The 24521-nt window shown below is 62.7% G+C and carries 21 protein-coding genes; 4 read left to right on the top strand and 17 right to left on the bottom strand.

Annotated features, from left to right (window positions below):
- Window positions 1-33 precede the first annotated feature (33 nt).
- On the top strand, window positions 34-528 hold the full coding sequence (locus F2P47_RS03505; protein WP_152214763.1) for a cyclic nucleotide-binding domain-containing protein: 495 nt from the start codon (window positions 34-36) through the stop codon (window positions 526-528).
- Complete coding sequence (locus F2P47_RS03500; protein ID WP_152214762.1) at window positions 525-1010, top strand: PaaI family thioesterase; 486 nt, start codon at window positions 525-527, stop codon at window positions 1008-1010. Before F2P47_RS03505 ends, F2P47_RS03500 begins: the two co-directional genes overlap by 4 nt.
- A gap of 12 nt (window positions 1011-1022) precedes the next feature.
- Here the strand turns inward: F2P47_RS03500 and F2P47_RS03495 are convergent, their stop codons facing one another.
- The 12 genes from F2P47_RS03495 to F2P47_RS03440 all read right to left on the bottom strand — a co-directional run bounded on the left by F2P47_RS03495 (window position 1023) and on the right by F2P47_RS03440 (window position 16431).
- Complete coding sequence (locus tag F2P47_RS03495) at window positions 1023-1661, bottom strand: TetR/AcrR family transcriptional regulator (protein WP_152214761.1); 639 nt, start codon at window positions 1659-1661, stop codon at window positions 1023-1025.
- A gap of 247 nt (window positions 1662-1908) precedes the next feature.
- Entirely contained in the window at window positions 1909-2715 is an 807-nt protein-coding gene (gene xth, locus F2P47_RS03490) for an exodeoxyribonuclease III (protein ID WP_152214760.1), read from the bottom strand.
- A gap of 30 nt (window positions 2716-2745) precedes the next feature.
- Window positions 2746-3360, bottom strand: coding sequence for a hypothetical protein (locus F2P47_RS03485; protein WP_152214759.1), 615 nt, complete (start codon window positions 3358-3360; stop codon window positions 2746-2748).
- Between the two features lie 444 nt (window positions 3361-3804).
- Window positions 3805-5187, bottom strand: a complete 1383-nt coding sequence (locus F2P47_RS03480) for an aspartate aminotransferase family protein (RefSeq protein WP_152214758.1) — start codon at window positions 5185-5187, stop codon at window positions 3805-3807.
- Window positions 5188-5436: 249 nt separating this feature from the next.
- Window positions 5437-6810, bottom strand: coding sequence for a glutamine synthetase family protein (locus F2P47_RS03475; RefSeq protein WP_152214757.1), 1374 nt, complete (start codon window positions 6808-6810; stop codon window positions 5437-5439).
- Between the two features lie 28 nt (window positions 6811-6838).
- The gene (locus F2P47_RS03470) at window positions 6839-7663 is read right to left on the bottom strand and encodes a gamma-glutamyl-gamma-aminobutyrate hydrolase family protein (RefSeq protein ID WP_152214756.1); all 825 of its coding nucleotides are present in this window, start codon (window positions 7661-7663) and stop codon (window positions 6839-6841) included.
- Window positions 7664-7736: 73 nt separating this feature from the next.
- Window positions 7737-8450 carry a LolA family protein gene (locus F2P47_RS03465; RefSeq protein ID WP_185680925.1) on the bottom strand — a complete coding sequence of 238 codons (714 nt, stop codon included), beginning with the start codon at window positions 8448-8450 and terminating at the stop codon, window positions 7737-7739.
- 126 nt (window positions 8451-8576) lie between these two features.
- Window positions 8577-11192, bottom strand: coding sequence for a DNA translocase FtsK (locus tag F2P47_RS03460; protein ID WP_152214754.1), 2616 nt, complete (start codon window positions 11190-11192; stop codon window positions 8577-8579).
- Between the two features lie 97 nt (window positions 11193-11289).
- The gene (locus F2P47_RS03455; protein ID WP_152214753.1) at window positions 11290-12513 is read right to left on the bottom strand and encodes an aminotransferase class I/II-fold pyridoxal phosphate-dependent enzyme; all 1224 of its coding nucleotides are present in this window, start codon (window positions 12511-12513) and stop codon (window positions 11290-11292) included.
- Between the two features lie 218 nt (window positions 12514-12731).
- Complete coding sequence (locus F2P47_RS03450; RefSeq protein ID WP_152214752.1) at window positions 12732-13970, bottom strand: ammonium transporter; 1239 nt, start codon at window positions 13968-13970, stop codon at window positions 12732-12734.
- Between the two features lie 410 nt (window positions 13971-14380).
- On the bottom strand, window positions 14381-14719 hold the full coding sequence (locus tag F2P47_RS03445) for a P-II family nitrogen regulator (RefSeq protein WP_152214751.1): 339 nt from the start codon (window positions 14717-14719) through the stop codon (window positions 14381-14383).
- Between the two features lie 371 nt (window positions 14720-15090).
- The gene (locus tag F2P47_RS03440) at window positions 15091-16431 is read right to left on the bottom strand and encodes an ammonium transporter (protein WP_152214750.1); all 1341 of its coding nucleotides are present in this window, start codon (window positions 16429-16431) and stop codon (window positions 15091-15093) included.
- Window positions 16432-16865: 434 nt separating this feature from the next.
- Here F2P47_RS03440 and F2P47_RS03435 point away from each other — a divergent pair, with 434 nt between their 5' ends.
- On the top strand, window positions 16866-19067 hold the full coding sequence (locus F2P47_RS03435; protein WP_152214749.1) for a PQQ-dependent dehydrogenase, methanol/ethanol family: 2202 nt from the start codon (window positions 16866-16868) through the stop codon (window positions 19065-19067).
- Window positions 19068-19197: 130 nt separating this feature from the next.
- Here the strand turns inward: F2P47_RS03435 and F2P47_RS03430 are convergent, their stop codons facing one another.
- Both F2P47_RS03430 and F2P47_RS03425 read right to left on the bottom strand, forming a co-directional pair.
- Window positions 19198-20559 (bottom strand): amidase, encoded by a 1362-nt coding sequence (locus F2P47_RS03430; RefSeq protein WP_152214748.1) that lies wholly within the window; start codon window positions 20557-20559, stop codon window positions 19198-19200.
- Window positions 20559-21797: a cytochrome P450 gene (locus tag F2P47_RS03425; RefSeq protein ID WP_152214747.1), complete on the bottom strand. Its 1239-nt coding sequence runs from the start codon at window positions 21795-21797 to the stop codon at window positions 20559-20561. The genes F2P47_RS03430 and F2P47_RS03425 overlap by 1 nt, the downstream gene beginning before the upstream one ends.
- Before the next feature lie 115 nt (window positions 21798-21912).
- On the opposite strand from F2P47_RS03425, the gene F2P47_RS03420 reads away from it, so the two are divergent.
- On the top strand, window positions 21913-23148 hold the full coding sequence (locus F2P47_RS03420; protein ID WP_152214746.1) for an FAD-dependent oxidoreductase: 1236 nt from the start codon (window positions 21913-21915) through the stop codon (window positions 23146-23148).
- Between the two features lie 121 nt (window positions 23149-23269).
- Here F2P47_RS03420 and F2P47_RS03415 read toward each other — a convergent pair whose 3' ends face one another.
- The 3 genes from F2P47_RS03415 to F2P47_RS03405 are packed head-to-tail and all read right to left on the bottom strand — an operon-like array spanning window position 23270 to window position 24516.
- Window positions 23270-23635, bottom strand: coding sequence for a gamma-butyrobetaine hydroxylase family protein (locus F2P47_RS03415; protein ID WP_152214798.1), 366 nt, complete (start codon window positions 23633-23635; stop codon window positions 23270-23272).
- Window positions 23628-23822 (bottom strand): Trm112 family protein, encoded by a 195-nt coding sequence (locus F2P47_RS03410; protein ID WP_152214745.1) that lies wholly within the window; start codon window positions 23820-23822, stop codon window positions 23628-23630. The genes F2P47_RS03415 and F2P47_RS03410 overlap by 8 nt, the downstream gene beginning before the upstream one ends.
- A gap of 10 nt (window positions 23823-23832) precedes the next feature.
- Window positions 23833-24516: an LON peptidase substrate-binding domain-containing protein gene (locus F2P47_RS03405; RefSeq protein WP_152214744.1), complete on the bottom strand. Its 684-nt coding sequence runs from the start codon at window positions 24514-24516 to the stop codon at window positions 23833-23835.
- Between the last annotated feature and the right edge of the window lie 5 nt (window positions 24517-24521).

Below are 24521 nucleotides of genomic sequence, written 5' to 3'. Positions count from 1 at the left end.
CCGCGAAGCCGCGCCATTCGCTATGCTTTCGCCATGAGCCTCAAGATAATCATAGCGCTGCTGCAGCGGCACGACCTCTTCGCGGATCTCGATCCGGTCCGCCTTGAGGTTCTGGCCTTTACCGCCGAGCAGCCCGAATTCGAGCCCGGCCAGACGCTTTTCGAGGCGGGCGAGCCGGCCGAGGACGCCTATCTCATCGTGGAAGGCGAGGCGGTGATGCTCGCTCATGTCGGGGCCGAGGCGCGGAGCGGGGAGAAGCGGGCCCTTCGCCTTGACAGGGGCGACCTCATCGGCGAAACCGCCCTCTTTCAGGGGGGTGTGCGGCGCTCCACGGTCAAGGCGGCGACGCATCTCCAGACTCTCAGGATCAGCCGTTCCGTCTTCGAGCGGTTGATGGAGGAATTCCCCGAAATGGCGGGCGCGGTGGCGCGGGCCTTGAGCCGCCGCCTTGAGGCCGCGGGCCGGGAGATCGCGGGATTGAGCCGCGACATGGATCAAAAAAACAAGACGGACGGGAGAGCGGGATGAGCGGCACGGTGGAGGAAGCGGCAGACAACAAGGCCGAAACGGCGAAGATCTGGCCGCCGAATATCCAGGCCGTGTTCAAGCGCATGGCGCCTGCCAGCCGCTATCTCGGCCTCGAAATCATCGCGGCCGATCAGACGGCGCGCACTGTCGAAGTCGCCTTCAATGCCGGACCCGAACTCTGCAACATGTGGGGCGGCATTCAGGGCGGCATGGTCGCGGCCATGCTCGACGATGTGATGAGCCTCGCCGTCGGGCTCGACCTCGAATGGGGTCAGATCAGCCCGACGCTGGAACTCAAGGTCTCGATGCTCAATGCCGCTCGTCCGGGCCGCATTATCGGCCGTGGCCGCGTCATCAAGCGCGGAAAATCGGTCGGCTTCATCGAAGGCGAATTGCTTGCCGAAGACGGAACGCTGCTCGCGACGGGCAGTTCCACGGCGACATTCGTGACGCTGAAGCGCAAGGAAGAGCCCGCCGAATAACGGGCGGTTGCGTCAGTTATAGGCGTGCGTGTCCAGATAGGCGCGCGCCTTCGCCGTCAGATGCGTTTCGAAAAGCGCGAAGTGGTGGCGGATACCTGCGTTAAGCGATTGTTTGTCGAGCTTCACGACGCTGCGCGTCTCGCGCAGGAAACTTGGCCAGTAACGGATCACCATCCACACGTTGTCGGCAAGCGGCGCCAGTTCCTCGTCAGGCATCGACAGGTGGCCCGCCTCGATCATGTGGCGGAACATCTTCTCCAGCATGGCCGTCGTCTGTTCATAGACGCGGCTCACCTTGCCTTCGAGTTCGGGGGAGGTGCGGCCATATTCGGCGTGGTCGCGATAGAGGAACTGGTATTCCCAGACCTCCTCGAAGACCATCCGGTTGAAAAGCACATAGGCGTCGAGAACGGTTTCCGGCGTCGACTTGATCGCGAGCCGGGTGTCGATGCGGCGGATCAGCGAATATTGATGCGCCCGGACGAGGTCCTTCTTGGTGCGAAAGTGGTACCAGAGATTGCCCTCGGAAATGCCGACCTCTTCCGCAATCCGCGCCGTCGTCACCGTGTCGTAGCCGTTCTCATTGAACAGGCGGAGGCTGGCGACGAGGATTCGGTCCTTGGTCTTGGGGGCCGGGGTCTTTGGTGCCATGTCGGCGGATTCTCGCGCTTTTTATGGTTCCGCCTTGCCCGGCGTTGCCCGATTCCTCAATCAAGGATCGCAAATTTGTATGGGACCGGGCAATGGTGGGCTCTTGCAACCCTAGGGTCAACACCCTAGAGTAGGGCAGCTACCCTAATCAAGAACAGTCGGACGATCCGTCGAACCGCTGCATTAGGAGGAGCCCCAGGAGCGGGCATGACTGCCCGAAAGCTTTACCCCCGAGCTGGCCCCCAGCTTAAAGCTTCATGGTCGCGATCACGGGCACGTGGTCGGATGCCCGCTCCCACCCCCTCGCTTCCCTCAACACCTGCATCGATTGCGGCGCGTCCTTGAGTGCGGGCGTGACCCAGATGTGGTCGAGTCTGCGGCCCCGATCGGCGGCAGCCCAATCCTTGGCGCGGTAGCTCCACCAGGAATAGAGCTTCTCGGTCTCCGGCACGAAGCGCCGCATCACATCCACCCAGTCATGGGAGGCGATGACCTCGTTCATCAGATCGACTTCTATCGGCGTGTGGCTGACGACCTTGAGCAGCTGCTTGTGCGACCAGACATCGTGCTCGAGCGGCGCGACATTGAGATCGCCGACGAGAACCATGCGGTTCTCGCTCTTCTTCTTCATCCCGCCGTACCACTCGGTCATCTCGCGCATGAAGGCGAGCTTGTGCGCGAACTTCTCGTTGATCTCCGGGTCCGGCTCGTCGCCGCCCGCGGGTACATAGAAATTGTGGAGCTGCAACCCGCCCGGCACGTCGAGTTCGACCGAGACGTGGCGCGCATCGCCCTTGCCGCAGAATTCCTTTGTCTCGACCTTCTTGAAGGGAATGCGGCTGACGATGGCAACGCCGTGATAGCCCTTCTGCCCGTTGATCGCGACATGCTCATAGCCCGCCTTGCGGATATCCTTCAGCGGAAAGGCGTCGTTGATGCATTTGATTTCCTGAAGACAAAGCACATCCGGATTTTGCTCGGCGAGCAGCTTCTCGACAAGATTGATCCGCAAGCGGACGGAATTGATATTCCATGTGGCGAGCTTGAAATTCACGTTCGGGCTGCTTTCAGAAGATGTTGCGTATCAGAATATATTGAGGGTGAGGCCTGCGACGCCGATGGGCCAGCGGCCACGCGCGAAGAGCGCGAATTTGCTGCGGAAGGGATGATCTTCCTCCGCGCCTGCGATGAGCGCCAGCGCTGCATTGTGTGCGGCCTGTACGGCGGCCCCGGCAGCCGCATCCATCAGCGCCTCGTCGCCGATCTCCGCAAAGGCGGCCGCTTCACGCACGGCGGCGCCGAGCCGTCCGCCGAGAATTGCGGTCACATGGGTCAGCGCGATGGAGAGACCTTCCTCGGAAATGGCCTCGAGAGCATCGGTGGCGAGGCCGGCACGAAGCTGCTCTTCCGCTTCCCACTGTGCGGTGTCGAAATCCATATTGGCGGCGGCGTCGGCTGCATCTTCCCAGCTCGTGATGCGAGCAGGCTCCGCATCGGGAAAGCCGAGCCCGTCGAGATAGTCGCGGGCAAGCCGCTTCACTTCCCGGTCGAGCGGTTCGCCAAGGGCAGTGAACCAGGGAAGCTGGGCCGCTTCCTCCGCGAAGAGGCGAACGCCGCGTAGCAGCGGCACTTCCTCTTCGAGCGCGTCGAGGTCGTCGTCGCTCAGCGTGATATGCGGCTCGTCGTCGTCATCCTGCATGGAAGCCCTGGCGGGTCAGCGCTGATCGCGCGTTGGTTCGTCGATGTGAGTGGATCTTATACAGCACCCGGCGAGAAATTTGCGCTCTCGCATTTTTCATATGGGGTGCTCGCGAAATCGTTGCGCCCCGTCAGGGGGATGACGGGGCGCAACCGCGCTTCTTCTGCGCTTGGCGCCGGGAGGGGAAGAATCCGGAGCCTTGGGGCTGGAGCACCTCACCAGACGAGCGGGGGGCAGGTCGTCTGGCAGGGCTTGTCGCTCCGCCCTCATGTGGAAATATATAGGCCCCGGACTTCGCGAGTTCAATGGCGAGGCCACCCAATCATCAGGGACGGCCGAACGAACCCGTAATGGGACAAATCATCAAGGATTTCAGGGGTTTGCGGCAACTTGGCTGTGAGATGCGCCAAATTGCCGCAACAAAAAATATCGCTATCGCCCTGCCTAGAGGACGCCGAGATCCCTGGCGATGAGATCGATGCATTTGCGGGCGAGGTAGAAAATCTCGTCGATCTCGCTCTCGGAAATGACCAGCGGCGGGCTCAGAACCATGGTGTCGCCGATGGCGCGCATGACGAGGCCATTGTCGAAGCAATGGACGCGGCAGCGATAGCCGACATCGAGTTCCGAAGGATATTTTTCCCGCGTCGCCTTGTTCTTCACGAGTTCGATTGCGCCGAGCAGGCCAACGCCGCGCGTTTCGCCGACCAGCGGATGGTCGCCGAGTTCGGCGAGCTTCTTCTGGAAATAGGCGCCTGTCGAGCCGCCTGCCTTCTCGACCAGATGCTCTTTCTGCATCACCTCGAGATTGGCCAGCGCCACGGCGCAGGCGACGGGATGGCCGGAGTAAGTGAAGCCGTGCGACCACTCCTCATCGGAGTTGAAAATCACGTCGCCCACGCGGCCACCCAGACCAACAGCTGCGATCGGCTGGTAGCCGGAAGAAAGGCCCTTCGCCATGTTGATCATGTCGGGCTCAATCCCGTAGGTCTGCGAGCCGAACCAGTTGCCCGTGCGCCCGAAGCCGCAGATCACTTCGTCGACATGGAGCAGGATGTCGTATTTTTTGCAGATGCGGTTGATCTCGCCCCAATAGGTCGCGGGCGGAATGATGAGGCCGCCGGCGCCCTGCACGGGCTCCGCAACGAAGGCCGCGACATTGTCAGCGCCGAGTTCGAGGATCTTTTCTTCCAGTGCGCGGGCCGTCTTGAGGCCGAACTCGTCCGGGCTCATGTCGCCGCCCTCGCCATACCAATAGGGGCAGTCGATATGGACAAAGCCCGGCATGGGCAGGTCGGCCTGCGGATGCATCGACGTGAGGCCGGAAAGCGATGCCGCCGCGATGGTCACGCCGTGATAGGCCTTCTTGCGGGCAATGAAGATCTTCTTGTTCGGTTTTTTCTGAAGGTTCCAGAAATAGCGGATGATCTTCACCGCGCTGTCGTTTCCTTCAGAGCCTGAGTTGGCGAAGAAGAAACGGTCGATGCCCTTGGGCGTCACTTCCGAAAGCTTCTGCGACAGTTCCGCCGTGTAGGGGTTCGTGGTCTGGAAGAAGGCGTTGTAGTAGGGCAGCTCCTTCAGCGCCTTGTAGCCGGCTTCCGCCAGTTCCTCGCGGCCATAGCCGACCTGCACGCACCAGAGGCCCGCCATGCCGTCGATGAGCTTGCGGCCTTCGCTATCGTAGAGATAGACGCCCTTGGCATGGGTAATGACGCGCGCGCCGGTCTTGGCGAGCTGGTGATGCGTGGTGAAAGGGTGGAGATGATGCGCGGCATCCATCTCCTGCCAGCGCTTCGTCTGGTTTGATTTCGCAATGGTCTGCGACATGGGAATGCTCCGTCGTTCCGTGTTTCTGTTTTCGGAAGGAGACGCGGGCTTTTGCCTCCGCGCCGGAGCGCTTCTACGGGTTGTAGCCGATGCGCGCGCAAAGGATCAGAAGATCGCGCTTCTGCCGACGGCTGCTATGTGAACCCGTGCGGTACATGTTTTTATTCTACAGAATTGGAGCGGGGAAGCGAGTCTCTCCCCAGGGTCGTCATGCGCGGCTCACGCCCGCGCATGACTAGTATGGAGCCCTCACACGTTCAGCAGCAAATGCTCCCGCTCCCAGGCGGAGATCACCTGCTGATAGGCTTCGTGCTCGGTGTATTTGACGTCGAGATAGACCGTCACGAAATCATGGCCGAGGATTTCCTTGAGGTCGGATGACGAGCGCAGATTGTCGAGCGCGTCGAGAAGATGGCGCGGCAGGGCGTAGCGCTTCGACTCGTAGGCGTTGCCCTTCATCTCCTTGGTCGGCACCAGTCCGTTGACCATCCCGATATAGCCGCAGGCGAGCGAGGCGGCGATGGCGAGATAGGGATTGCAGTCGGCGCCCGGTACGCGGTTTTCGACGCGGCGGGCGGCGCGCTTGGCTTCCGGTACGCGCAGGCCTACCGTGCGGTTCTCGTGGCCCCAATGCGTGTTGATGGGGGCGGCGAGGTCGCGGACGATGCGGCGGTAGGAGTTGACGTTGGGCGCGATGAGGGCCATGGCGCTGGGCAGGTGCTTCTGCAATCCGGCGATGTAGGACAGGAAAAGCTTCGTGTCGCGGCCCTGCCTGGTCGAGAAGAGGTTCTCGCCCGTGTTCACATCGACGATCGACTGGTGGATATGCATGGCGCTTCCGGGCTCGCCCTCATAGGGCTTGGCCATGAAGGTCGCATAGACGCCGTGCTTCATCGCCGCCTGGCGCATGGTGCGCTTGAAGAGGAAGGCCTGATCGGCGATTTCGAGCGGATCGCCATGATCGAAATTGATCTCGACCTGGGCCGCGCCCGATTCATGGATCAGCGTGTCGATGTCGAGATCCTGCGCTTCGCAGAAATCGTACATGTCCTCGAAGATCGGATCGAACTCGTTCACCGCGTCGATGCCATAGGACTGGCGCGCGGTTTCCTTGCGGCCATTCGTCCCGACAGGCGGCTCCAGCGGATAGTCGGGGTCGATGTTCTTGGCTGCGAGGAAGAACTCGATCTCCGGCGCGACGACGGGCTGCCAGCCCTTCGCCTCGTAAAGCGCGAGCACGCGCTTCAGCACGTTGCGCGGCGCGATGGGCACATGCGTTCCGTCGCGGTAATTGGCGTCGCAGATGATCTGGGCGGTCGGTTCGTCATACCAGGGAACGACCCGGACGGTCTGCGGATCGGGATCGAGAATGATGTCCGGCTCGGTGTCGGAAAGCGCGTCGCTGTCGATGAAATCGCCCGTCACCGTCTGGCCGAAGATCGACTCCGGCAGGCGCAGCGTGCGCTCGGTAAGGCCTGAAATGAATTTCTTCGTCGGGAGGATCTTGCCGCGCGCGATGCCGGCCATGTCCGACACCATCACTTCGACTTCGGTGATGCGGTGGTCTTTCAACCACTTCACCAGATCGTCCTTGCTCTTCACCGTCTCATTGCCCGTCGCCATGGGGCACCATTCACTTTCCTGTTGAAGCTTACGCTTGTTGCCGTTCCCTAGCGGATGGCGCCATTGCCGACCGCACCGCATCGCCGAAAGCTCCGAAAAGCTTTTGCGAAACCGGATTTTCCCAATATTTCCACTCGGGATGCCACTGGACGCCGAGCGCGAAGCCCTTCGCATCCCTGACGCTCATCGCTTCCACCGTGCCGTCAGGCGCGCGGCCCTCGGCGACGAGGCGGGGGCTCAGTTGCGCCACGCCCTGTCCATGAAGCGAGTTCACGTCGATTTTCCGGGTGCCCAGTATTTTCTCGAAGATGCCGCCTTCGATGAGGTTCACCTCATGGGCCGGGCCATATTGCTTGTCGAGCGGGTCTTCCTTGTTCTCGCGATGGTCGAGGCGGGGCGCGAAGCCCGGCTCGCCCGGCATCTCGTGAATGTGCTGGTGCAGCGTGCCGCCGAAGGCAACATTCATTTCCTGAAAGCCGCGACAGATGCAGAAAAGCGGCACGCCGCGCTCGACGCAGGCGCGGATGAGGCCAAGCGTCAGCGCATCGCGCTGTTCGTCGAGCAGCACGCCTTCGCGGGGTGCTGTGCCGCCGTAATTCTTCGGATGGACGTTAGAGTGCGAACCGGTGAGGAAAATGCCGTCGCAGATGGCGAAGATTTCCTCGATCTCGGTCTCGAGGTCGAAAGTGCCTTCGGAGAGGCGCGGCACGGGAAGCAGGATGGGCTTCGTCCCGGCGCTGTCTTCGACCGCGGCGATATACTTCTCGCCCACCGCGTGAAAGGGGTGGACCCCCAGCAACTTGACGTCGCAAGGAATACCGACGATCGGCCGTCTCGAAAGGTTTCGGGTCATGCTTTTAAGAGCTAACACGGGCCCCGGGGGGATGGTCAAGGCAGCGCAGCGAAACAGTTGACGATGAGCGGCCTTATTTCGGCTTTCCAGCGCCCGGGCGCTGCTCGTCCTGAAGCACGAAGAGCGCATTGTCGGCGCGGACGCCTGAACGCGTGTTGCGCAGCGCCACCGTCGTCTGGAGCCCTTGTGCGTCGGTCACCATCCATTGGCGAAGCTGGAGCCTGGGCTGGTCGAAGACGAGGGTGAGGCTGCCGGGGGCGTCGCCGCTCTTGTCCTGCAGGGTCACACGCAGCACACCGGGCTGGCGTTCGACGCCGAGCACACGGACCTTGTCATTGAGGTCGATTTTGTTAGCCAGAATGATGCTGAGCGGGGTCGAGCCGATGGGATAGCGCTGGGCGGCGGAAAAGCCGTCCTTCACCGCAACCCAGGTACCGTCCGCGACCACGAGGGTTTTTTGCGGCGGCAGATATTCGAAGCGCAGCCTGCCGGGACGGCGGAGATAGAATTTGCCCTCGGCCAGCGAACCGTCCGGCCCGACCTGCAGAAAATTGCCCTGAAGGTCGGTGAGGCCGTTCAGATAGGCGTTCACCTGTTCGATATCGGCCTTGTCCTCGGCGGTCAGGCTACGCGCCTTCTCGGCGCCCGGCGTTGCGGCATGGGCAACGCCTACGCTCGCAGAGGCAAGGGCGAGCACCAACGCGCCGATGCCGATCAGCGCAGCGGTCACAAGCATCGCCTGACGGACGCGGCGGCTTTGATCGAGGTTTCTCATGAAAAAAAGCATGTTGGCCTTTTGTGGCGAAATGAAGAAACCGGGGCGGCGGCCTGACGGCCTTTTGCCGGAGAAGGGCGGGCAACTCATTTTCGGTCGCGCCTGTGGCAACAAAGCCGCAGCTTTCGACGTCTTGCCTCAATGGTCGCCGACCAGAACCTCGCGCTTTCCCTGGTGGTTCGGCGCGCTGACCACGCCCTGTTCTTCCATGAGCTCGATCAGGCGCGCGGCACGATTATAGCCGATCTGGAGGCGGCGCTGGATATAGCTCGTGGAGGCGCGCTTGTCCCGGGCGACGATGGCGACCGCCTTGTCATAGAGGTCGTCGCCCGAGCCCTCGCCATCAAGGCCGAACATCTCGCCGTTTTCTTCGGGCTCCGCAGTGATCGCTTCGAGATATTCGGGCACACCCTGCTTCTTGAGGAAGGTCACGACCTTCTCGACTTCCTCATCCGAAACGAAAGGTCCGTGGACGCGGCGGATGCGCCCGCCGCCCGCCATGTAGAGCATGTCGCCCTGGCCGAGCAGCTGTTCGGCGCCCTGTTCGCCCAGAATGGTGCGGCTGTCGATCTTCGACGTCACCTGGAAGGAAATGCGTGTCGGGAAATTCGCCTTGATCGTGCCGGTAATGACGTCGACCGAGGGCCGCTGTGTCGCGGTGATGATGTGGATGCCGGCCGCGCGCGCCATCTGGGCGAGACGCTGGATCGCACCCTCGATCTCCTTGCCCGCGACCATCATCAGGTCGGCCATTTCGTCGACGATGACGACGATGAAGGGCATGGGCGAGAGATCCATTTCCTCTTCTTCGTAGATGGCCTTGCCGGTTTCCTTGTCGAAACCGGTCTGTACCGTCCGCACCAGCACCTCGCCCTTGGCGTCGGCGTCGATCACGCGGGTGTTGTAGCCGTCGATGTTCCGTACACCAACTTTCGACATCTTGCGGTAGCGGTCCTCCATCTCCTTCACGACCCATTTCAGCGCCACGACGGCCTTCTTCGGATCGGTGACGACGGGGGCGAGGAGATGCGGAATGCCGTCATAGACGGAGAGTTCGAGCATCTTCGGATCGATCATGATGAGCTTGCATTGCTCCGGCGAGAGCCGGTAGAGCAGCGACAGGATCATGGTGTTGATGCCGACGGACTTGCCGGAGCCAGTGGTGCCCGCGATCAGGAGATGCGGCATGCGGGCGAGGTCGGAGACGACGGCTTCGCCGCCGATATTCTTGCCGAGCGCCAGCGTCAGCTTCGAGTTTGAATTCTCGTAGTCCGGCGTTTCGAGCAGCTCGCGCAGGAACACCATTTCGCGCTTATGGTTCGGCAGCTCGATGCCGATGGCATTGCGGCCGGGGACAACGGCGACGCGGGCGGACACGGCGCTCATCGAGCGGGCGATATCGTCGGCAAGCGCGATGACGCGCGATGATTTGATACCGGGGGCCGGTTCGAGTTCGTAGAGCGTGACGACGGGGCCGGGATGGACATTGATGATCTCGCCCCGGATGCCGAAATCGTCGAGCACGGATTCGAGGAGACGCGCGTTCTGCTGCAGCGCCTCGTCGGTCATCAGCGTGGTATTGCCGGTTGGTTTCGGCTTGGCGAGAAGGCTCAGCGGCGGAAGCTGGTAGTTGCTCACCGGTTCGAGCGGCAGCGCGGGCTGCGCCTCGCGCACGGCGCGCTTGGAAGGTTTTGGCTTCGGCGCGGACCGGCTGACACGTGGCGCGGCCTTTCCGTCGAGCTTCGGTTCGATGCGGCCGCGCTTGAGAATTGACGGAACGTCATCCTCGTCCTCGAGCTCATCGTCGAAATCGACGTCGATCTCGTCTTCGTCCTCATATTCGTCGTCGGGTTCGGGCTTGCGCGCGCGGCGGGCCTTGAAGCCTGCGGCGCGTGCCGCCTCGATCTCGTCGGCGGAGAGCGGCGCATATTCGCCTTCGCGCATCAGCCGGTCGCGCAGGTCGGTAAAGGCATCGCCGATGGTCCATGCCATCACGCGCAGGCGACTCGGCTCGACATCGGGGCGATAGGGGCGCTTGCCGCGGGCCCGCGGCGCGGGCGTCTCGATCTCTCCGCCGCGCGGACGGCGGCGGACGGGATAGGCGAGTTGCTCTTCTTCCTCTTCTTCCTCTTCGTCGCGGCGCCAGAAGGCGGAACGGTTCGCCAGCGCGATGATCTCGTTCCATTCCACATCTGCGGCGTAGAGCGCGAGGAAGCCCGCGATGGGCGCAGTGACGAAAGCCGTCAGCGCATAGGACATTCCGTTGCCGATAAAGGGCGCGAGAAGCTGAAGCCCGAGCGCCGACAAGGCGTCGCCCAGCACGCCGCCAAAGCCGAGGCCCGGCGCGAGCGCCCAGATGGCGAGCAGCGGCAGCGTGCCGAGAAAGGCGGCGGCGAAAAGCGTGGCAAGGAGCCAGGCCGCGACACGCAGCACGAGGCGTTGCGGCATGTTGTGGCGGGCAAGCCGAATGCCCCAGGCGATGGGCGGCGCCAGCAGCGCCAGTGCGCCGAGCCCGAGCGTCTGCAGAAGGATGTCGGAAATATAGGCACCCGGCATGCCCATCCAGTTTTGCGGTGGAAGGCCGGTTGCGTTGTTGAGGCTCGGGTCGTGGCGCGACCAGCTCACCAGCGCGAGGAATCCGAACAGGCCGAGCATGACAAGGGCGGCACCCGCCAGCTCCTCGAAGCGGCGGGCCAGAAACACGCGTGCGCCCATCGGCAGAAAGGCGAGCGGGTTCAGACTCCTCACGCGCATCCTCCAACTGTCGCGCGGCGCGGCCTTGGCCTGCCTGCGCGATCCCTTGCTACCAGTACGTCCCCGCGACGCAGCGCCGATCACAGCCAAATCGCATTCATAGAATGGCTGCCATGCGGGCAAGCGCCTCTTCTGTCGCGGCCTGGGATTCGACCAGCGCGACGCGGATATAGGCCGCGCCGGGATTTCCGCCGCCATCAAATGAATCTTCGCGCGAGAGATACTTGCCGGGCAAGACCTTCACGCCGCCTTTGGCCCAGAGCTCGGTAGCCGCCGCTTCGCCGTCGCCGACATCGAGCCAGAGAAAGAAGCCGCCCGCCGGCCGATAGAAGCCGAAGCGATTGCCGAGAATGCGTTCCGCTGCGTCGATCTTGGCCCGATAGCGAGCGCGGTTTTCCTCGACATGGGCTTCATCGTTCCAGGCCGCCGCCGAGGCCGCCATGATCGGCATGGGCACTTGCGGCGCGGCGATGTTGCGGAAATTGCGGAAGCGGATGAGGAAGTCGCGGTCGCCAGCGATGAAGCCGGAGCGCAGGCCCGGCAGGCTTGAACGCTTCGAGAGCGAATGGAAGACGACCACATTGTCGAGCGTGCCGGAGAGCTCGATCGCGGCCTGAAGCGCGCCCGCCGGCTTTTCACGATCATAGATTTCAGCATAGCACTCGTCGATGGCGAGCAGGATGCCGTGACGCCGTGCGAGACGGATCAGGTCCTTCAATTGGTCGAGGCTCGCCACCGCGCCTTGCGGGTTCGCGGGCGAGCAGAAATAGACCATCGAGGTGCGGACGAGCAGGTCCTCGGGCAGGCTCGCGAAATCCGGCATGAAGCCGTTCTCGCGCGTCGCCGCCACATAGACAGGCTCGGCGCCCGCCGCCAGCGCCGCTGCGGCGTAGCACTGGTAGAAGGGGTTAGGCATCAGGATCGCCGGGCGCTGGCCCTTTTTCGAAAGGGGGGTGGCGACGAAGGCGATGTTGAAGAGCGCCTCGCGCGTACCGTTCACCGGCAGGATCTGAAGCTCGGGGTCGAGCGGCTTTTTCGGCCCGATCACGTCGGGGCCGAGGCCATAGCGCCGCCCGAGCCAGCCGGCCACGGAAGCGCGGAAATCGGGCGTACCGGAGATCGGCGGATATTTGCCGAATTCCTTCGCATGGGCCGTGATGGTCTCCATGACGAAGTCCGGGAAGGGATGCTGCGGCTCACCCAGCGACATGACGATCGGCGCCTTGCCCGGCGCAATCCCCTCGATCAGCGCGTTGAGGCGCGGAAAGGGGCCGTCGGGCAAGGTTTCGAAGCGGTTATGCGTCAGGTCCGGCGCGGTCATTGAGGCGCAGCATCTCCAGCAGAGCGCCTGCAAAGGCGCGGAAATCGGGTCGCGAAGCAGTGCACTGTTTCGCGGCGCGATCTTACCGGGCTCACTGGAGTCGGTCTAGCTGTGTGGCATCAGCCAATCTGTGGGAAAACCTGTGGAGTCTTCGGCCCTTATCCACACAATTGGAAGTATTCCCTTAATCCTCGCTCCGCATGTCGTTGTCGACTCACTCAGCGCTGGCCCATCTCGGCTTCCGGAGTGGAGCCGATCTTGTGGATTGCGAGGTCCGCGCCCTGCATTTCGTCGCCCTTGGCGAGGCGAATGCCGACTGCCTTCTTGAGGCCGCCATAGATGATGAAGCCCGCCGCGAGCGCGTAGGCCGCGCCGCCCAGCGAGCCGATGAGCTGGCTCATGAAGGTGACGCCGCCAAGGCCGCCGAGGGAGGTCAGGCCGAAAATACCGCAGGCGATCCCGCCCCAGAGTCCACAGAGCCCGTGAAGCGCCCAGACGCCCAGCACATCGTCGAGTTTGAGGCGCGACTGGCTCCATTCGAACATGTAGACGAAGAGCGCGCCCGCGACGCCGCCCGTCGCCAGCGCACCGAGCGGGTGCATCAGATCCGAGCCCGCGCAGACCGCGACGAGGCCCGCGAGCGCGCCGTTATGGACGAAGCCGGGGTCGTTCCGCCCCGCGATCAGCGCGACGAGAATGCCGCCCACCATGGCCATCAGCGAATTCATGGCGACGAGGCCCGAAACGCTGGCGAGAGAGCCGCCGGACATGACGTTGAAGCCGAACCAGCCGACGCAGAGGAGCCAGGAGCCGAGCGATAGCCAAGGGATCGAGGAGGGCGGAAAACCGATAAGGCGGCCGTCCTTGGTATAGCGCCCGGTGCGGTGGCCGAGCATGGTGACGGCGCCGAAGGCGATCCAGCCGCCCACCGCATGGACGACGATCGAGCCCGCGAAATCGTGGAAGCTCGCGCCCAGATTGGCGGAGAACCAGTCCTGAACCCCATGATTTCCGTGCCAGACGAGCCCTTCGAAAAAGGGATAGACGAGAGCCGTGATGATGGCCGTGGCGGCGACCTGCGGCCAGAACTTCGCCCGCTCCGCGATGCCGCCGGAGATGATGGCCGGGATCGCTGCCGCGAAGGTCAGCAGGAAGAAGAATTTGACGAGGTCGCGGCCTTGCGGGGCGAAGCCGGCGCCCTCATTGCCATTCAGCACCGCCGCACTCTGGAAGAAATGGACGCCATAAGCGACGCCATAGCCGATGAAGAAATAGGCCAGCGTCGAAACGGCGAAATCGACCAGGATCTTCACCAGCGCATTGACCTGGTTCTTGTGCCGGACCGTGCCGACCTCGAGAAAGGCGAAGCCCGAATGCATCGCAAAGACGAGGATGGCGCCCATTAGAATAAAAAAGACGTCCGCGCCGTTGGCGACGCCGGGTCCGGTCGGGTTCATGGAGATGTCTTCCCTGCCACGCCTTTAACCGCTCAGCCGAGCGATATTTCAGGCTCTTCTTTTCTGGATTGCCTCAATGGCGATCTGTTGCCGTCCTTTTGGACAGGCATTTTGCCCAATCAAGGGGCATGCCATCTGGGTGCCGGATTTTTCAGCAGGGAAAATCAACGACTTGGCGCGATTGGCGCCAGAACGGCGCGAGCGTTATCAAAAAAGCGCCCATATATCGGTCACGCTTTCTGGGCAATACGCAAAAATAATAGGCAGAGAAGAGCCCGGAAGAGAAGGTTCCGGACTCTCGGGGACGGGGCTCCTTCAGGCCGGGAGGAAGCCGAAAGGCTTGCCGGGGAGTTGTCTGGGGGGGCTCGGCGGCGCAGGCACAGGCCACGCGCCGCCGATGCATCGCTGGATCAGATCGCGTCCGAGTCGGTTTCGCCGGTACGGATGCGGAGGGCCGATTCCACCGGCACGACGAAGATTTTGCCATCGCCGATCTGACCGGTCTTGGCCGCGCCGCTGATCGCCGTCACGGTCTTGGCGACGAGATCGGAGGGCACCACCACCTCGATCTTGATCTTGGGCAGGAAGTTCACGGCGTATTCGGCGCCGCGATAGATTTCGGTCTGACCCTTCTGCCGTCCGTAGCCTTTGACTTCGGAAATGGTCAGGCCCTCGATGCCGAGCGAGGTCAGAGCCTCACGGACTTCGTCGAGTTTGAAGGGCTTCACGATCGCCACAACGAGCTTCATTTTGGTTTCCTCTTTTGCTTGCCGCCGTCCGGCCACTCGGCCTTCCGGGAATTCTGATCACTCGGCACGGGGAGCCATGAAGGCGCCGGCCGTAACTATCCACCGTTAATCAAGAACCATGCCGTAGGTGAAAAACGCCGTAAGTTGTTGTTTTCACAATTGCTTCCGTCTCAAGGAATGGAAGCGGCAAAGTTCTGTACACGGCCAGTGATGGCCAATTCGCGAATTAGAAGGCAGGTGCCAATTTCTTGTGCATGTTGCATCACAGCATTTCTGCACGGTCGAAAATCGATACAAGCCTGAAAAAAAGGGCGCCCAACCAGTGTCTCTGGAGGGGCGCCCTGTCCGCAACAGGCCCAGAAGGGCAGTGCTTACTGAACCACCTCACCATGCAGGTTGATGTCGAGGCCTTCGACTTCTTCCTGCGGCGAGACGCGGAGACCGAAGAAGATCTTCACGATCATGAGGAGCACAAAGGTGCCGATGCCCGAATAGACCAGGGTGTAGGCGATGCCCTTGATCTGGGTCATGACCTGGCCCCAGTTGCCGTCGATGGCACCGACCGGAGCGGTCGCACCGGTGACGGCCATGGTGGCGAAGACGCCGGTGAGCAGCGCACCGACGATGCCGCCGACGCAGTGCACGCCAAAGACGTCGAGCGCGTCGTCATAGCCGATGGCACGCTTCACCGAAGTCGAGGCGACGAAGCAGATAATGCCGGCGGCGAGGCCGATCCAGAGCGCGCCGACCGGATCGACGAAGCCCGAAGCCGGGGTGATGGCGACGAGACCGGCGACCGCACCCGAGCACATGCCGAGAAGCGTCGGCTTCTTGTGGACGAGCCATTCAGCGAACATCCAGGCGAGAGCGGCCATGCCGGTCGCGACCTGAGTGACGACGAAGGCAAAGCCCGCACGGCCATCGGCGGCGAGTTCAGAACCCGCGTTGAAACCGAACCAGCCGACCCACAGCAGGGAGGCGCCGATCATCGTCAGGATGACGTTGTGCGGAGCCATGTTTTCGTGGCCGTAGCCCTTACGCGGGCCGAGGACGAGGCAGGTCACCAGACCGGCGATGCCAGCATTGATGTGAACGACCGTGCCGCCGGCGAAGTCGAGCACGCCAGCCGTGCCGAGGAAGCCGCCGCCCCACACCCAATGCGCGATCGGCGCATAGATGAAGATCGCCCAGAGCGTCATGAAGGCGAGCATGGAGGAGAACTTCATGCGGTCGGCGAAGGCGCCCGTGATGAGCGCCGGCGTGATGATCGCGAAGGTCATCTGGAAGACCATGAAGACGCTTTCGGGAATGACGCCCGAAATCGCGTTCACGTCCATGCCGCGCAGGAAGAGGCGATCGAAGCCGCCGATATAGGCGTTCATTGCTTCGCTCGGATTCGCGCGGAAGGCCAGCGAGTAGGTGATCACCGTCCAGATGACGGTCATCAGGGCCGTAAGGGCGAAGTTCTGGGCGACGATCGTCACCACGTTCTTCTTGCGCACCATGCCGCCGTAGAAGAGGGCGAGGCCGGGAATCGTCATCATCAGAACGAGGGCGGAGGATGTCAGCATCCATGCTGTCGAACCGCTGTCGATCTTCGGCGCCTCATCGGCAAATGCACTGCCTACCGAAGCAAGGAGCGCCAGCGTCGTTGCCGCGGCCCCGAGGGGTATGTGTCGCAACAGCCCCTTTTCCTTTCCTGTCTCAGTCATCCGTCTCTCCATTGACTGCCGGGTCACTGCCCCCCGGCTTTGAATGCTCGGGCGCCCGTTTGTTTGTGCAAGGGATGCACGCAGCGGCGCTTAGGCGACAAGTGTTCTCAAGAACCGTGCCGAAAGGTCAGGAGTCAGGTAGTTCCTTGATTCGGCCCGCTTTTTTGGCACATCGGAATGATCGCGCATCACTATGGGCGTCAAATATGCTCAATAAAAGTGCAAAATAGGCAACTCGCACATTTTTTGTGCATATATTGGCCGCATGAGCGCGCAAGGCCAAAAATTTGAGTGCAAGAAGCGTCCGGCTCGGCTTTCGCGCTTTCCTCTCCTCCTCTAGAGTTCTGGCGTCAAAGGGCCGCAGCAGAGCCCGGACGAGGAATGTGGATAGATAGTCCGCATTTCACAGGGAAACGAACAGGGATGGGGAGGTCATGGCTCAGACATCGGGCAGGACGTGGCCCGCGGCGCTAAGCGTCGCGGTTTGTGTGGCGCTCGCCGCGGCGGTCGGCTGGCAGTTCATCAGGGCAAAGGGCGACGGCGCTCCCGGGCAGTCGGTCGCGGTCGGCGAAAAAGCTCCGGGTAAGGAATATAAGGGGCCGGCCGATGTGGATGGCGCCCGCGTCGCCAACGCGGATAGCGAGCCGGGCAACTGGCTTGCCTATGGCCGCACATATGATGAACAGCGCTTCTCGCCGCTCAATCAGATCAACGACAAGAATATCGGCCAGCTCGGTCTCGCCTGGTCCTATGACACGGACACGGTGCGCGGCCTCGAGGCCTCGCCTATCGTCGTCGACGGCGTCATGTACACGACGCTCTCCTGGGGCATCACGGCGGCGCTCGACGCGAAGACCGGCAAGGAACTGTGGCGCTTCGATCCGGAAGTGCCCGGCGAGTGGGGCCGCTATGGCTGCTGCGATGTCGTCAATCGCGGTGCGGCTGTCTGGAAGGGCAAGGTCTATGTGGCGAGCTTCGATGGGCGTCTCTTCGCGCTCGACGCGAAGGACGGCCATGTGATCTGGAAGGTCAACACCGTCCCCGGCGCTCCTTACACCTCGACCGGCGCTCCGCGCGTCATCAACGGCAAGGTGCTGATCGGTAACGGCGGCGGCGAATATGGCGTGCGCGGTTATCTCACCGCTTACGACGCCGAAACCGGCAAGCAGGTCTGGCGCTTCTACACTGTTCCGGGCGATCCCTCGAAGCCGATCGAAAATCCCGAACTCGAAAAAGCCATTCCGACATGGAAGGGCGGCGAGTGGTGGAAGGTCGGTGGCGGCGGCACGCCGTGGGATTCGATGGTCTTCGATCCGAAGCTCAATACGCTTTATGTCGGCACCGGCAACGGCTCACCCTGGACGCGCTACATCCGCTCTCCGGGTGGTGGCGACAATCTCTATCTCTCGTCCATCGTCGCGCTCGATCCCGAGACGGGGAGGATGAAGTGGTATTACCAGGAGACGCCGGGCGACAACTGGGACTACACCTCGACGCAGCCGATGATGCTTGTCGACCTTCCCTGGGAAGGAAAGCAGCGCAAGCTCATACTGCACGCGCCGAAGAACGGCTTCTTCTATGTGCTTGACCGCGAGACGGGCGAGCTTCTGTCGGCGAAGCCCTTCGTGTCCGTCACTTGGGCAAGCCATATCGACATGAAGACGGGACGTCCCGTCGAATTGCCGGTCAGCGACTACGAGAAGCAGACCCAGTTCGTTCTGCCGTCGGCCAATGGCGGCCATAACTGGCATCCGATGGCCTACAATCCGCAGACGGGCCTCGTCTATCTGCCGACGCAGGACATCGCGGGCATCTACTCCCTCTCGTCGGAGTGGAAGAAGGACCACAAGTTCACGGTCAAGAAGAACTGGTGGAATCCGGGCCTCGACTGGGAAGCCTATATCGATGCGATCAAGGCGCTTCCTGAAATGCCGCCGAGCCACGGCTATCTGAAAGCCTGGGATCCGATCAAGGGCGAGGTGAAGTGGCAGGTCGAATATCCCGCGCCGCTCAATGGCGGCGTGGTGACGACGGCAGGCAATCTCGTCTTCCAGGGCACGGCGCTCGGTCATCTGATCGCCTACAAGGCCGATACAGGCGAGAAGGTCTGGGATCAGGACGTGCAGACCGGCATCGTTGCGCCGCCCATCACCTATGAGGTCGATGGCGTGCAATATCTCGCCGTGCTTGCGGGCTGGGGTGGCGTCAACATCACCTCGGGCGATGCGCGTGTTTCGGCTGCGGCGAAATACGGCAATGCCGGAAAGCTGCTCGTCTACAAGATCGGCGGCACGATGGAATTGCCGAAGCTTGCAGAGCGCGATCAGTCGATCCCGGCATGGCCGCCACTCACCGCGTCGAAGGAGCAGGTCCGCAAGGGTGAAGTTGCCTTCGCCGGCACCTGTATGCTTTGCCATGGTGCGCTCGCGATTTCGCCGGGCGTCACGCCGGATCTGCGGCGCATGAGTGAAGCCACGCGCGAGAACTTCCAGGAAATCGTGCGCGGCGGCATGCTGAAGGATCGTGGCATGGCGAGCTTCGGCGATCTTCTCTCGAAGGAAGATGTCGACGCGATCTACTCCTACATCCAGAAGCGCGCCCTTGAAGATCGCGCGCGCATGGCGCCGGTGCGCTAAAACGCATTGCACGAAAAGAAGAAAGCCCCGGAGGAAACTCCGGGGCTTTTTGTTTGTGTGATGTTTCTGTTGTTGTGGCGACGATTCAAATTAAGCCGTCATGCCGGACCTGATCCGGGGTGACGAAGAATTATTTCAGCACCTTCTCCACCGCCCGTGCGATGCGGAGCAGTTTCTCTTCCGTGTTGGGTGCGGCCTGCAACATCAGCCCTACGGGAATACCCGCTGCATCGTAGCCTGCGGGCAGCGTTATCGCGCAGAGGCCGAGCTGGTTGCCGATGGTGGTGTTCCTGAGCGCCATGCGGTTCGCCTTGAAGTAGTCGGGTCCGCCCGCCTCGAGCGCGGCGATGGGTGGCGGCGTGATCGCGACGGTCGGAAGCAGCACGGCATCGATGCCCGCTGTTGCGGCGAGGTAACGCGCGGCGATGTCGCGCCGTGCGGTATCGGACTTCAAAAGATCGGCGGCACTGATCGAAACGCCCGCCATCATGCGCTCGAAGACCGGGCGATAGACGACGGCCTCATTGGTCGCCAGCGTCTCGTGCCAGATCGCATAGGCTTCGGCGACGAGACGGCTTGCACCGCCACCCCATGCCAGCGCGTCGATCTCGTCGAGCTCCGGCAATTTATGTTCGACGATGCGCGCGCCCGCGTGGACGAGGCGGCGGATCGCGAGGTCGAGCGCCGTTGCCACACCCTCATCGAGATCGCTCCAACCCACGCCGCCCGGAAGCCAGAGCACGACATTGTTGAGATCGACGCCTTCAAGCTCGAAAGGCTTCGAGGCATTGAGCAGAGAAAAGAGCGCGGCCGCATCGGCGACGTCATGCGCAAGCGGGCCGATCGTGTCGAAACTCGGCGAGAGCGGCACGGTGCCGCCAAGCGGAATGCGTCCCGCCGTCGTCTTCAATCCGACGAGCCCGTTCCATGCCGAAGGAATACGCACCGAGCCGCCGGTATCTGTGCCGATGGCACCTGCCGCCAGTCCCCGTGCCACCGAGACGGCGGCGCCCGAAGATGAGCCGCCCGGCACACGCTCGACCGCTTCGTCGAAGGCATTGGCGGGCGTCCCCATTTTTGGATTGATGCCCAGCCCCGAAAACGCGATCTCCGTCATGTTGGTCTTGCCAAGGCAGATGGCGCCCGCTCGTGTCGCTCGCGCCAGCACTTCGGCGTCGCGTGTCGGAATGCGCGTCCTGAGCGCGAGCGAACCTGCCGGCGTCACATCGCCCGCGCTGTCGAACAAATCCTTCCAGGAGAGCGGCACACCGTCCAGCGCGTGGCGGCGAAGCCCGCGTTTCGCGCGGTCCGCCGCGGCGTCAGCTTCGGCGCGCGCGCGGGTTTCGGTCAACAGGCGATAGACGCGGTGATCGGGATCGTTTTTCTTCGTGCGTTCGAGAAAGAACTCCGTCACCTCGCGCGGATCGGCCCTACCCTCCTCGAAGAGGCGGGAGAAACCCAGCGCACTCGTCGTTTCGTTCCAGTTTGCCATTACAGCGTCACAACCATTCGTTCGAAGCCCCGGAAGGCGGGCAGGTGCCTTCGCACCGCCTGTTCCCGACCGAGTGTGATATTGGGAAAACGCCCAAGCAGCATATTGATCGCGACCTGTGCTTCAAGCCGCGCAAGCGGCGCGCCGAGGCAGATATGCATGCCGCCGCCGAAGGACTGGTTATGCGTATCGGCGCGGGTGACGTCGAATTTGTGCGGCTCGGGATAGACGGAAGGATCGTGATTGGCCGCTGCCAGAGAGGTCGTGACAGTGCGACCTCTTTCAATCGGGCAACCGCCGATCACAATATCGCGGTCGGCATGGCGACCTGAATCCGTCACCGGCCCGTCATAGCGCAGCATTTCCTCCACCGCGTTGACGATGAGCGACGGGTCGGCCTTGAGCTTGGCGAGTTCGGCCGGATGCGTGAGCAGCGCATGCATACCGTTGCCAATGAGGTCCGTCGTCGTCACATTGCCGGCGGTGAGCAGCAGCGTGCACATGCTCAGCACTTCGCGGTTGTTCAATTTCGCGCCGTCTTCTTCCGCGCGGATCAGGTCGCTGATGAGGTCGGCGCCGGGCTTGGCGCGGCGTTCGGCTATAGTGGCGGTGAAATAATCCCGCATCGCCTGCTGCGAGGCGTTCATGCGTGCGGTCGTCTCAGGGCCGCGCAGCGGATCGAAGGCCTGCACGATGTCGTCCGACCAGCGCTTGAAGTCGGCGCGGCGCTCGCGCTCGACGCCCAGCATGTCGGCGATGACGATGGTCGGCAGCGGCGCGGCGTAAGCCGTGATGAAATCGACCTCGCTCTTCCCCTCCATCTCGTCGAGCAGTTCCTTCGCAATCGCCTCGATGCGCGGCCGCATGGCCTCGATCGAGCGCGGGTTGAAGGCCTGGGTCACGATGCCGCGCAACCGCCGGTGATCGGGGTCGTCGAGAAAGAGCATGCTCGGCTCGTAGGTCTCGCTTTCGGCATCCGGCGTGAAGAGGCGGACATAGTCGCCCGGCAGCGTCGTGCGCGGATCGACCAGCAGGTCGCGGTCGCGCAGGACGGCCTTCACATCGTCGTGCCGCGTCACGAAAACATGGTTGAGTTCGGTGTCGCGCAGGACCGGCGCACGCTCTCGCACGTCGTCCAGCACCTGATAGAGGTTCTCGCGATAGTCCTCGTCGAGCGCCGTGAGCCCGGCTCCCATCGGCAGATTGGATTTTCCGTCCTTTGCCAGCGTTTCCGGCATGACCTTCTCCCCGCTTTTCTTTTCTGGTTGGCCAAAGTCTAAGGCCCTATTCCGGGGGAGGGCAAATCGCCGCGCGGGCTGGACTTTATGGCCTTTCCGTTAGACTCTCTGGCCCATGACAAAAGCGGATTACGAAAGCGACGTTCTGATCGTCGGCGGCGGGCTTGCAGGTCTCCCGCTGGCGCTGGCACTTGCGCAGGGTGGCCTCACCGTCACCGTCATCGACGCGCAGGACCCGGCGAAGACCCATGACGCCGGTTTCGATGGCCGCGTCTCGGCCATCGCCTTTGCCTCCTGCCGCATGTTCGAGCGGCTCGGCGTGACGAAGCATCTCGCGGGCCAGATGCAGCCTATAAACGACATCATCGTGTCGGATGGCCGCGTCCGCGAAGGCGCGTCGCCGCTTTTCCTCCATTTCGATCACACCGAGATCGGCAACGAGCCGCTGGGCCATCTGATCGAGAACCGCCATACACGCATCGCGCTGGGCAAGGCAATTGCCGAGCAGCCGCTCGTCACGCTCATCGCCCCCAATGCCGTGAAGTCGGTCGCCTATGATGCGGCGCACGCGACGGCGACGCTTGCCGATGGAACCATGGTCCGCGCGAAGCTCTGCTTTGCAGCGGATGGCCGCCCGTCGCCGACGCGCGAAGCGGCGGGCATCAGGACCATCGGCTGGGATTACGGCCAGACGGGCATCGTCACGACCGTCGAACATGAGCGCCCGCATGAAGGCGTGGCGCAGGAATATTTTCTTCCCAACGGGCCTTTCGCGATCCTGCCCATGGTTGGCAACCGCGCCTCACTCGTCTGGACGGAAAAGACCGCGGCGGCGAAGGCCATTCTTGCGCTCAATGACGAGGATTTTGCCGACGAGATGCGCGCCCGCTTCGGCGACTATCTGGGCGAATGCCGCCCCGTCGGTCCGCGCTGGTCCTATCCGCTGAACCTTCAGCTCGCGCGTGAATATATCCGTCCGCGCCTCGCGCTCATCGCCGATGCCGCGCATGGCGTTCATCCGATTGCGGGGCAGGGGCTCAATCTCGGATTGCGCGACGTGGCTGCGGCCGCCGAAGTCGTCGTCGACGCGGCGCGTCTCGGCCTCGATATCGGTTCGCTTACCGTGCTCGAGCGCTATCAGCGCTGGCGCCGTTTCGACAATGTCGCCCTGTCATTGATGATGGACGGACTCAACCGTCTCTTCTCGAACGATCTCGGCCCTGTCCGCCTCGCGCGCGATCTGGGCCTGGGGCTCGTCAACCAGATCGGCCCCATGCGCCGCCTCTTCATGCGCCACGCAGGCGGCGTGGTCGGCGACCTACCGAGGCTCTTGAAGGGCGAGGCGGTTTAACCTTCTTCCTTTGCTCGTCATGCCCCGGCTTGACCGGGGGCATCCACGTTTTCCCTGCGTCGGTACAGACGTGGATGGCCCGAATAAATCGGGCCATGACGTCGAGAGGAAAGGATGAGCCTTAGTCCCGCCCCAGACCTTTCGCTTCCAGCGCGGCGAGATATTCCGCCCAGATGGCGTCGTGTTCACGGCCCAGCCGGTAAAGCGTTTCCCAAGTATAGAGGCCGCTGTCGTGGCCGTCGCTGAAGATGAGCCGCACGGCGTAGTTGCCGACTGGCTCGAGGCCGATAATCTCGACATTGCGCTTGCCGGGAACGGTCGTCTTCTGGCCGGCGCCGTGGCCCTGCACCTCGGCACTCGGGCTTTCGACGCGGAGGTACTCCGCAGGCAGACGAAATCGTTCGCCGCCATCGAATACGACTTCGAGGATGCGCTCGGCCTTGCGGAGCTTGATATCGGACGGCCAGGGCCGGTCGGCTTCACTCATCGTCAAGGGGACGCGCTTCGTCGGCGAGCATGATCGGAATGCCGTCGCGGATCGGGAAGGCGAGGCGCGCCTTGTCGGAAATGAGTTCCTGCCGCTCGCGGTCGTAGCGCAGCGTCGTCTTCGTCACCGGGCAGACGAGAATTTCGAGGAGTTTCGGATCGACCTCGGGGGCGCGGGTGTCGGCCATGTGTTTCTTCCTACTGTACGGTTGTGTCGGTGGTGGGCGAGGCCTGCTGAAGGGCGACTTCGGTCAGCGCGATCAGCATCTGGTTGCGGTCCTCGAGTGTCCTGGCTTCGAGCAGCGCCTGTTTCTCGCGCGGCCCATAGGGGCTGATGACCGAGAGCGAATTCACCAGCGCTTCATTGGCCGACTGTTTGATGGTGCGCCAGTCGGCCTGAAGCCCATGCGTTTCGAGATAGGTTTTCAGCACGGCGAGCAGCGCGTCGCGGCTTACCTCCTCCGCGCCGAAATCGGGCGTGAGGTCGTTTTCATATTCGGACCAATCGACCGTGCAGATGCGATAAGGCGTCGTGGCATCAAGTTCCGAGGTAATGCGGAAACGCGCGACGCCCGTGAGCGTGATGAGCACGCGGTCGTCATGCGTCTCGGTCCATGAGGTGAGACGCCCGGCGCAGCCAACGCTGCAAAGCTTCGGCTTCGCATCCGGGTCCTGAGAGGCCGCGATCGCCGCGTCGCCATCCGGCTGCACCATGCCGATGATGCGTTCGCCGCGCATGGCGTCGTCCACCATCTTCAGATAGCGCGGCTCGAAGATGTTGAGCGGCAATTGCGTGCGCGGCAGCAAAAGCACGCCCGCCAGCGGAAAGACCGGAATCGAGGCGGGCAGATCCGCGATGCTCTGATAACGGTCGTTGATCATGCGTT

This window comes from Parvibaculum sedimenti, from assembly GCF_009184905.1.
In the GTDB taxonomy this organism is placed as follows: domain Bacteria; phylum Pseudomonadota; class Alphaproteobacteria; order Parvibaculales; family Parvibaculaceae; genus Parvibaculum; species Parvibaculum sedimenti.
Note: the sequence above shows the minus strand (reverse complement) of the source record. Positions and strands in the feature narration are given on the sequence as shown.

Coding starts and splice junctions, on each gene's coding strand:
- F2P47_RS03505 (WP_152214763.1), top strand. CDS start 34: ATGAGCCTCAAGATAATCATAGCGCTGCTGCAGCGGCACGACCTCTTC.
- F2P47_RS03500 (WP_152214762.1), top strand. CDS start 525: ATGAGCGGCACGGTGGAGGAAGCGGCAGACAACAAGGCCGAAACGGCG.
- F2P47_RS03495 (WP_152214761.1), bottom strand. CDS start 1,661: ATGGCACCAAAGACCCCGGCCCCCAAGACCAAGGACCGAATCCTCGTC.
- F2P47_RS03485 (WP_152214759.1), bottom strand. CDS start 3,360: ATGCAGGATGACGACGACGAGCCGCATATCACGCTGAGCGACGACGAC.
- F2P47_RS03480 (WP_152214758.1), bottom strand. CDS start 5,187: ATGTCGCAGACCATTGCGAAATCAAACCAGACGAAGCGCTGGCAGGAG.
- F2P47_RS03475 (WP_152214757.1), bottom strand. CDS start 6,810: ATGGCGACGGGCAATGAGACGGTGAAGAGCAAGGACGATCTGGTGAAG.
- F2P47_RS03470 (WP_152214756.1), bottom strand. CDS start 7,663: ATGACCCGAAACCTTTCGAGACGGCCGATCGTCGGTATTCCTTGCGAC.
- F2P47_RS03465 (WP_185680925.1), bottom strand. CDS start 8,450: ATGCTTTTTTTCATGAGAAACCTCGATCAAAGCCGCCGCGTCCGTCAG.
- F2P47_RS03460 (WP_152214754.1), bottom strand. CDS start 11,192: ATGCGCGTGAGGAGTCTGAACCCGCTCGCCTTTCTGCCGATGGGCGCA.
- F2P47_RS03455 (WP_152214753.1), bottom strand. CDS start 12,513: ATGACCGCGCCGGACCTGACGCATAACCGCTTCGAAACCTTGCCCGAC.
- F2P47_RS03450 (WP_152214752.1), bottom strand. CDS start 13,970: ATGAACCCGACCGGACCCGGCGTCGCCAACGGCGCGGACGTCTTTTTT.
- F2P47_RS03445 (WP_152214751.1), bottom strand. CDS start 14,719: ATGAAGCTCGTTGTGGCGATCGTGAAGCCCTTCAAACTCGACGAAGTC.
- F2P47_RS03440 (WP_152214750.1), bottom strand. CDS start 16,431: ATGACTGAGACAGGAAAGGAAAAGGGGCTGTTGCGACACATACCCCTC.
- F2P47_RS03435 (WP_152214749.1), top strand. CDS start 16,866: ATGGCTCAGACATCGGGCAGGACGTGGCCCGCGGCGCTAAGCGTCGCG.
- F2P47_RS03430 (WP_152214748.1), bottom strand. CDS start 20,559: ATGGCAAACTGGAACGAAACGACGAGTGCGCTGGGTTTCTCCCGCCTC.
- F2P47_RS03425 (WP_152214747.1), bottom strand. CDS start 21,797: ATGCCGGAAACGCTGGCAAAGGACGGAAAATCCAATCTGCCGATGGGA.
- F2P47_RS03420 (WP_152214746.1), top strand. CDS start 21,913: ATGACAAAAGCGGATTACGAAAGCGACGTTCTGATCGTCGGCGGCGGG.
- F2P47_RS03415 (WP_152214798.1), bottom strand. CDS start 23,635: ATGAGTGAAGCCGACCGGCCCTGGCCGTCCGATATCAAGCTCCGCAAG.
- F2P47_RS03410 (WP_152214745.1), bottom strand. CDS start 23,822: ATGGCCGACACCCGCGCCCCCGAGGTCGATCCGAAACTCCTCGAAATT.
- F2P47_RS03405 (WP_152214744.1), bottom strand. CDS start 24,516: ATGATCAACGACCGTTATCAGAGCATCGCGGATCTGCCCGCCTCGATT.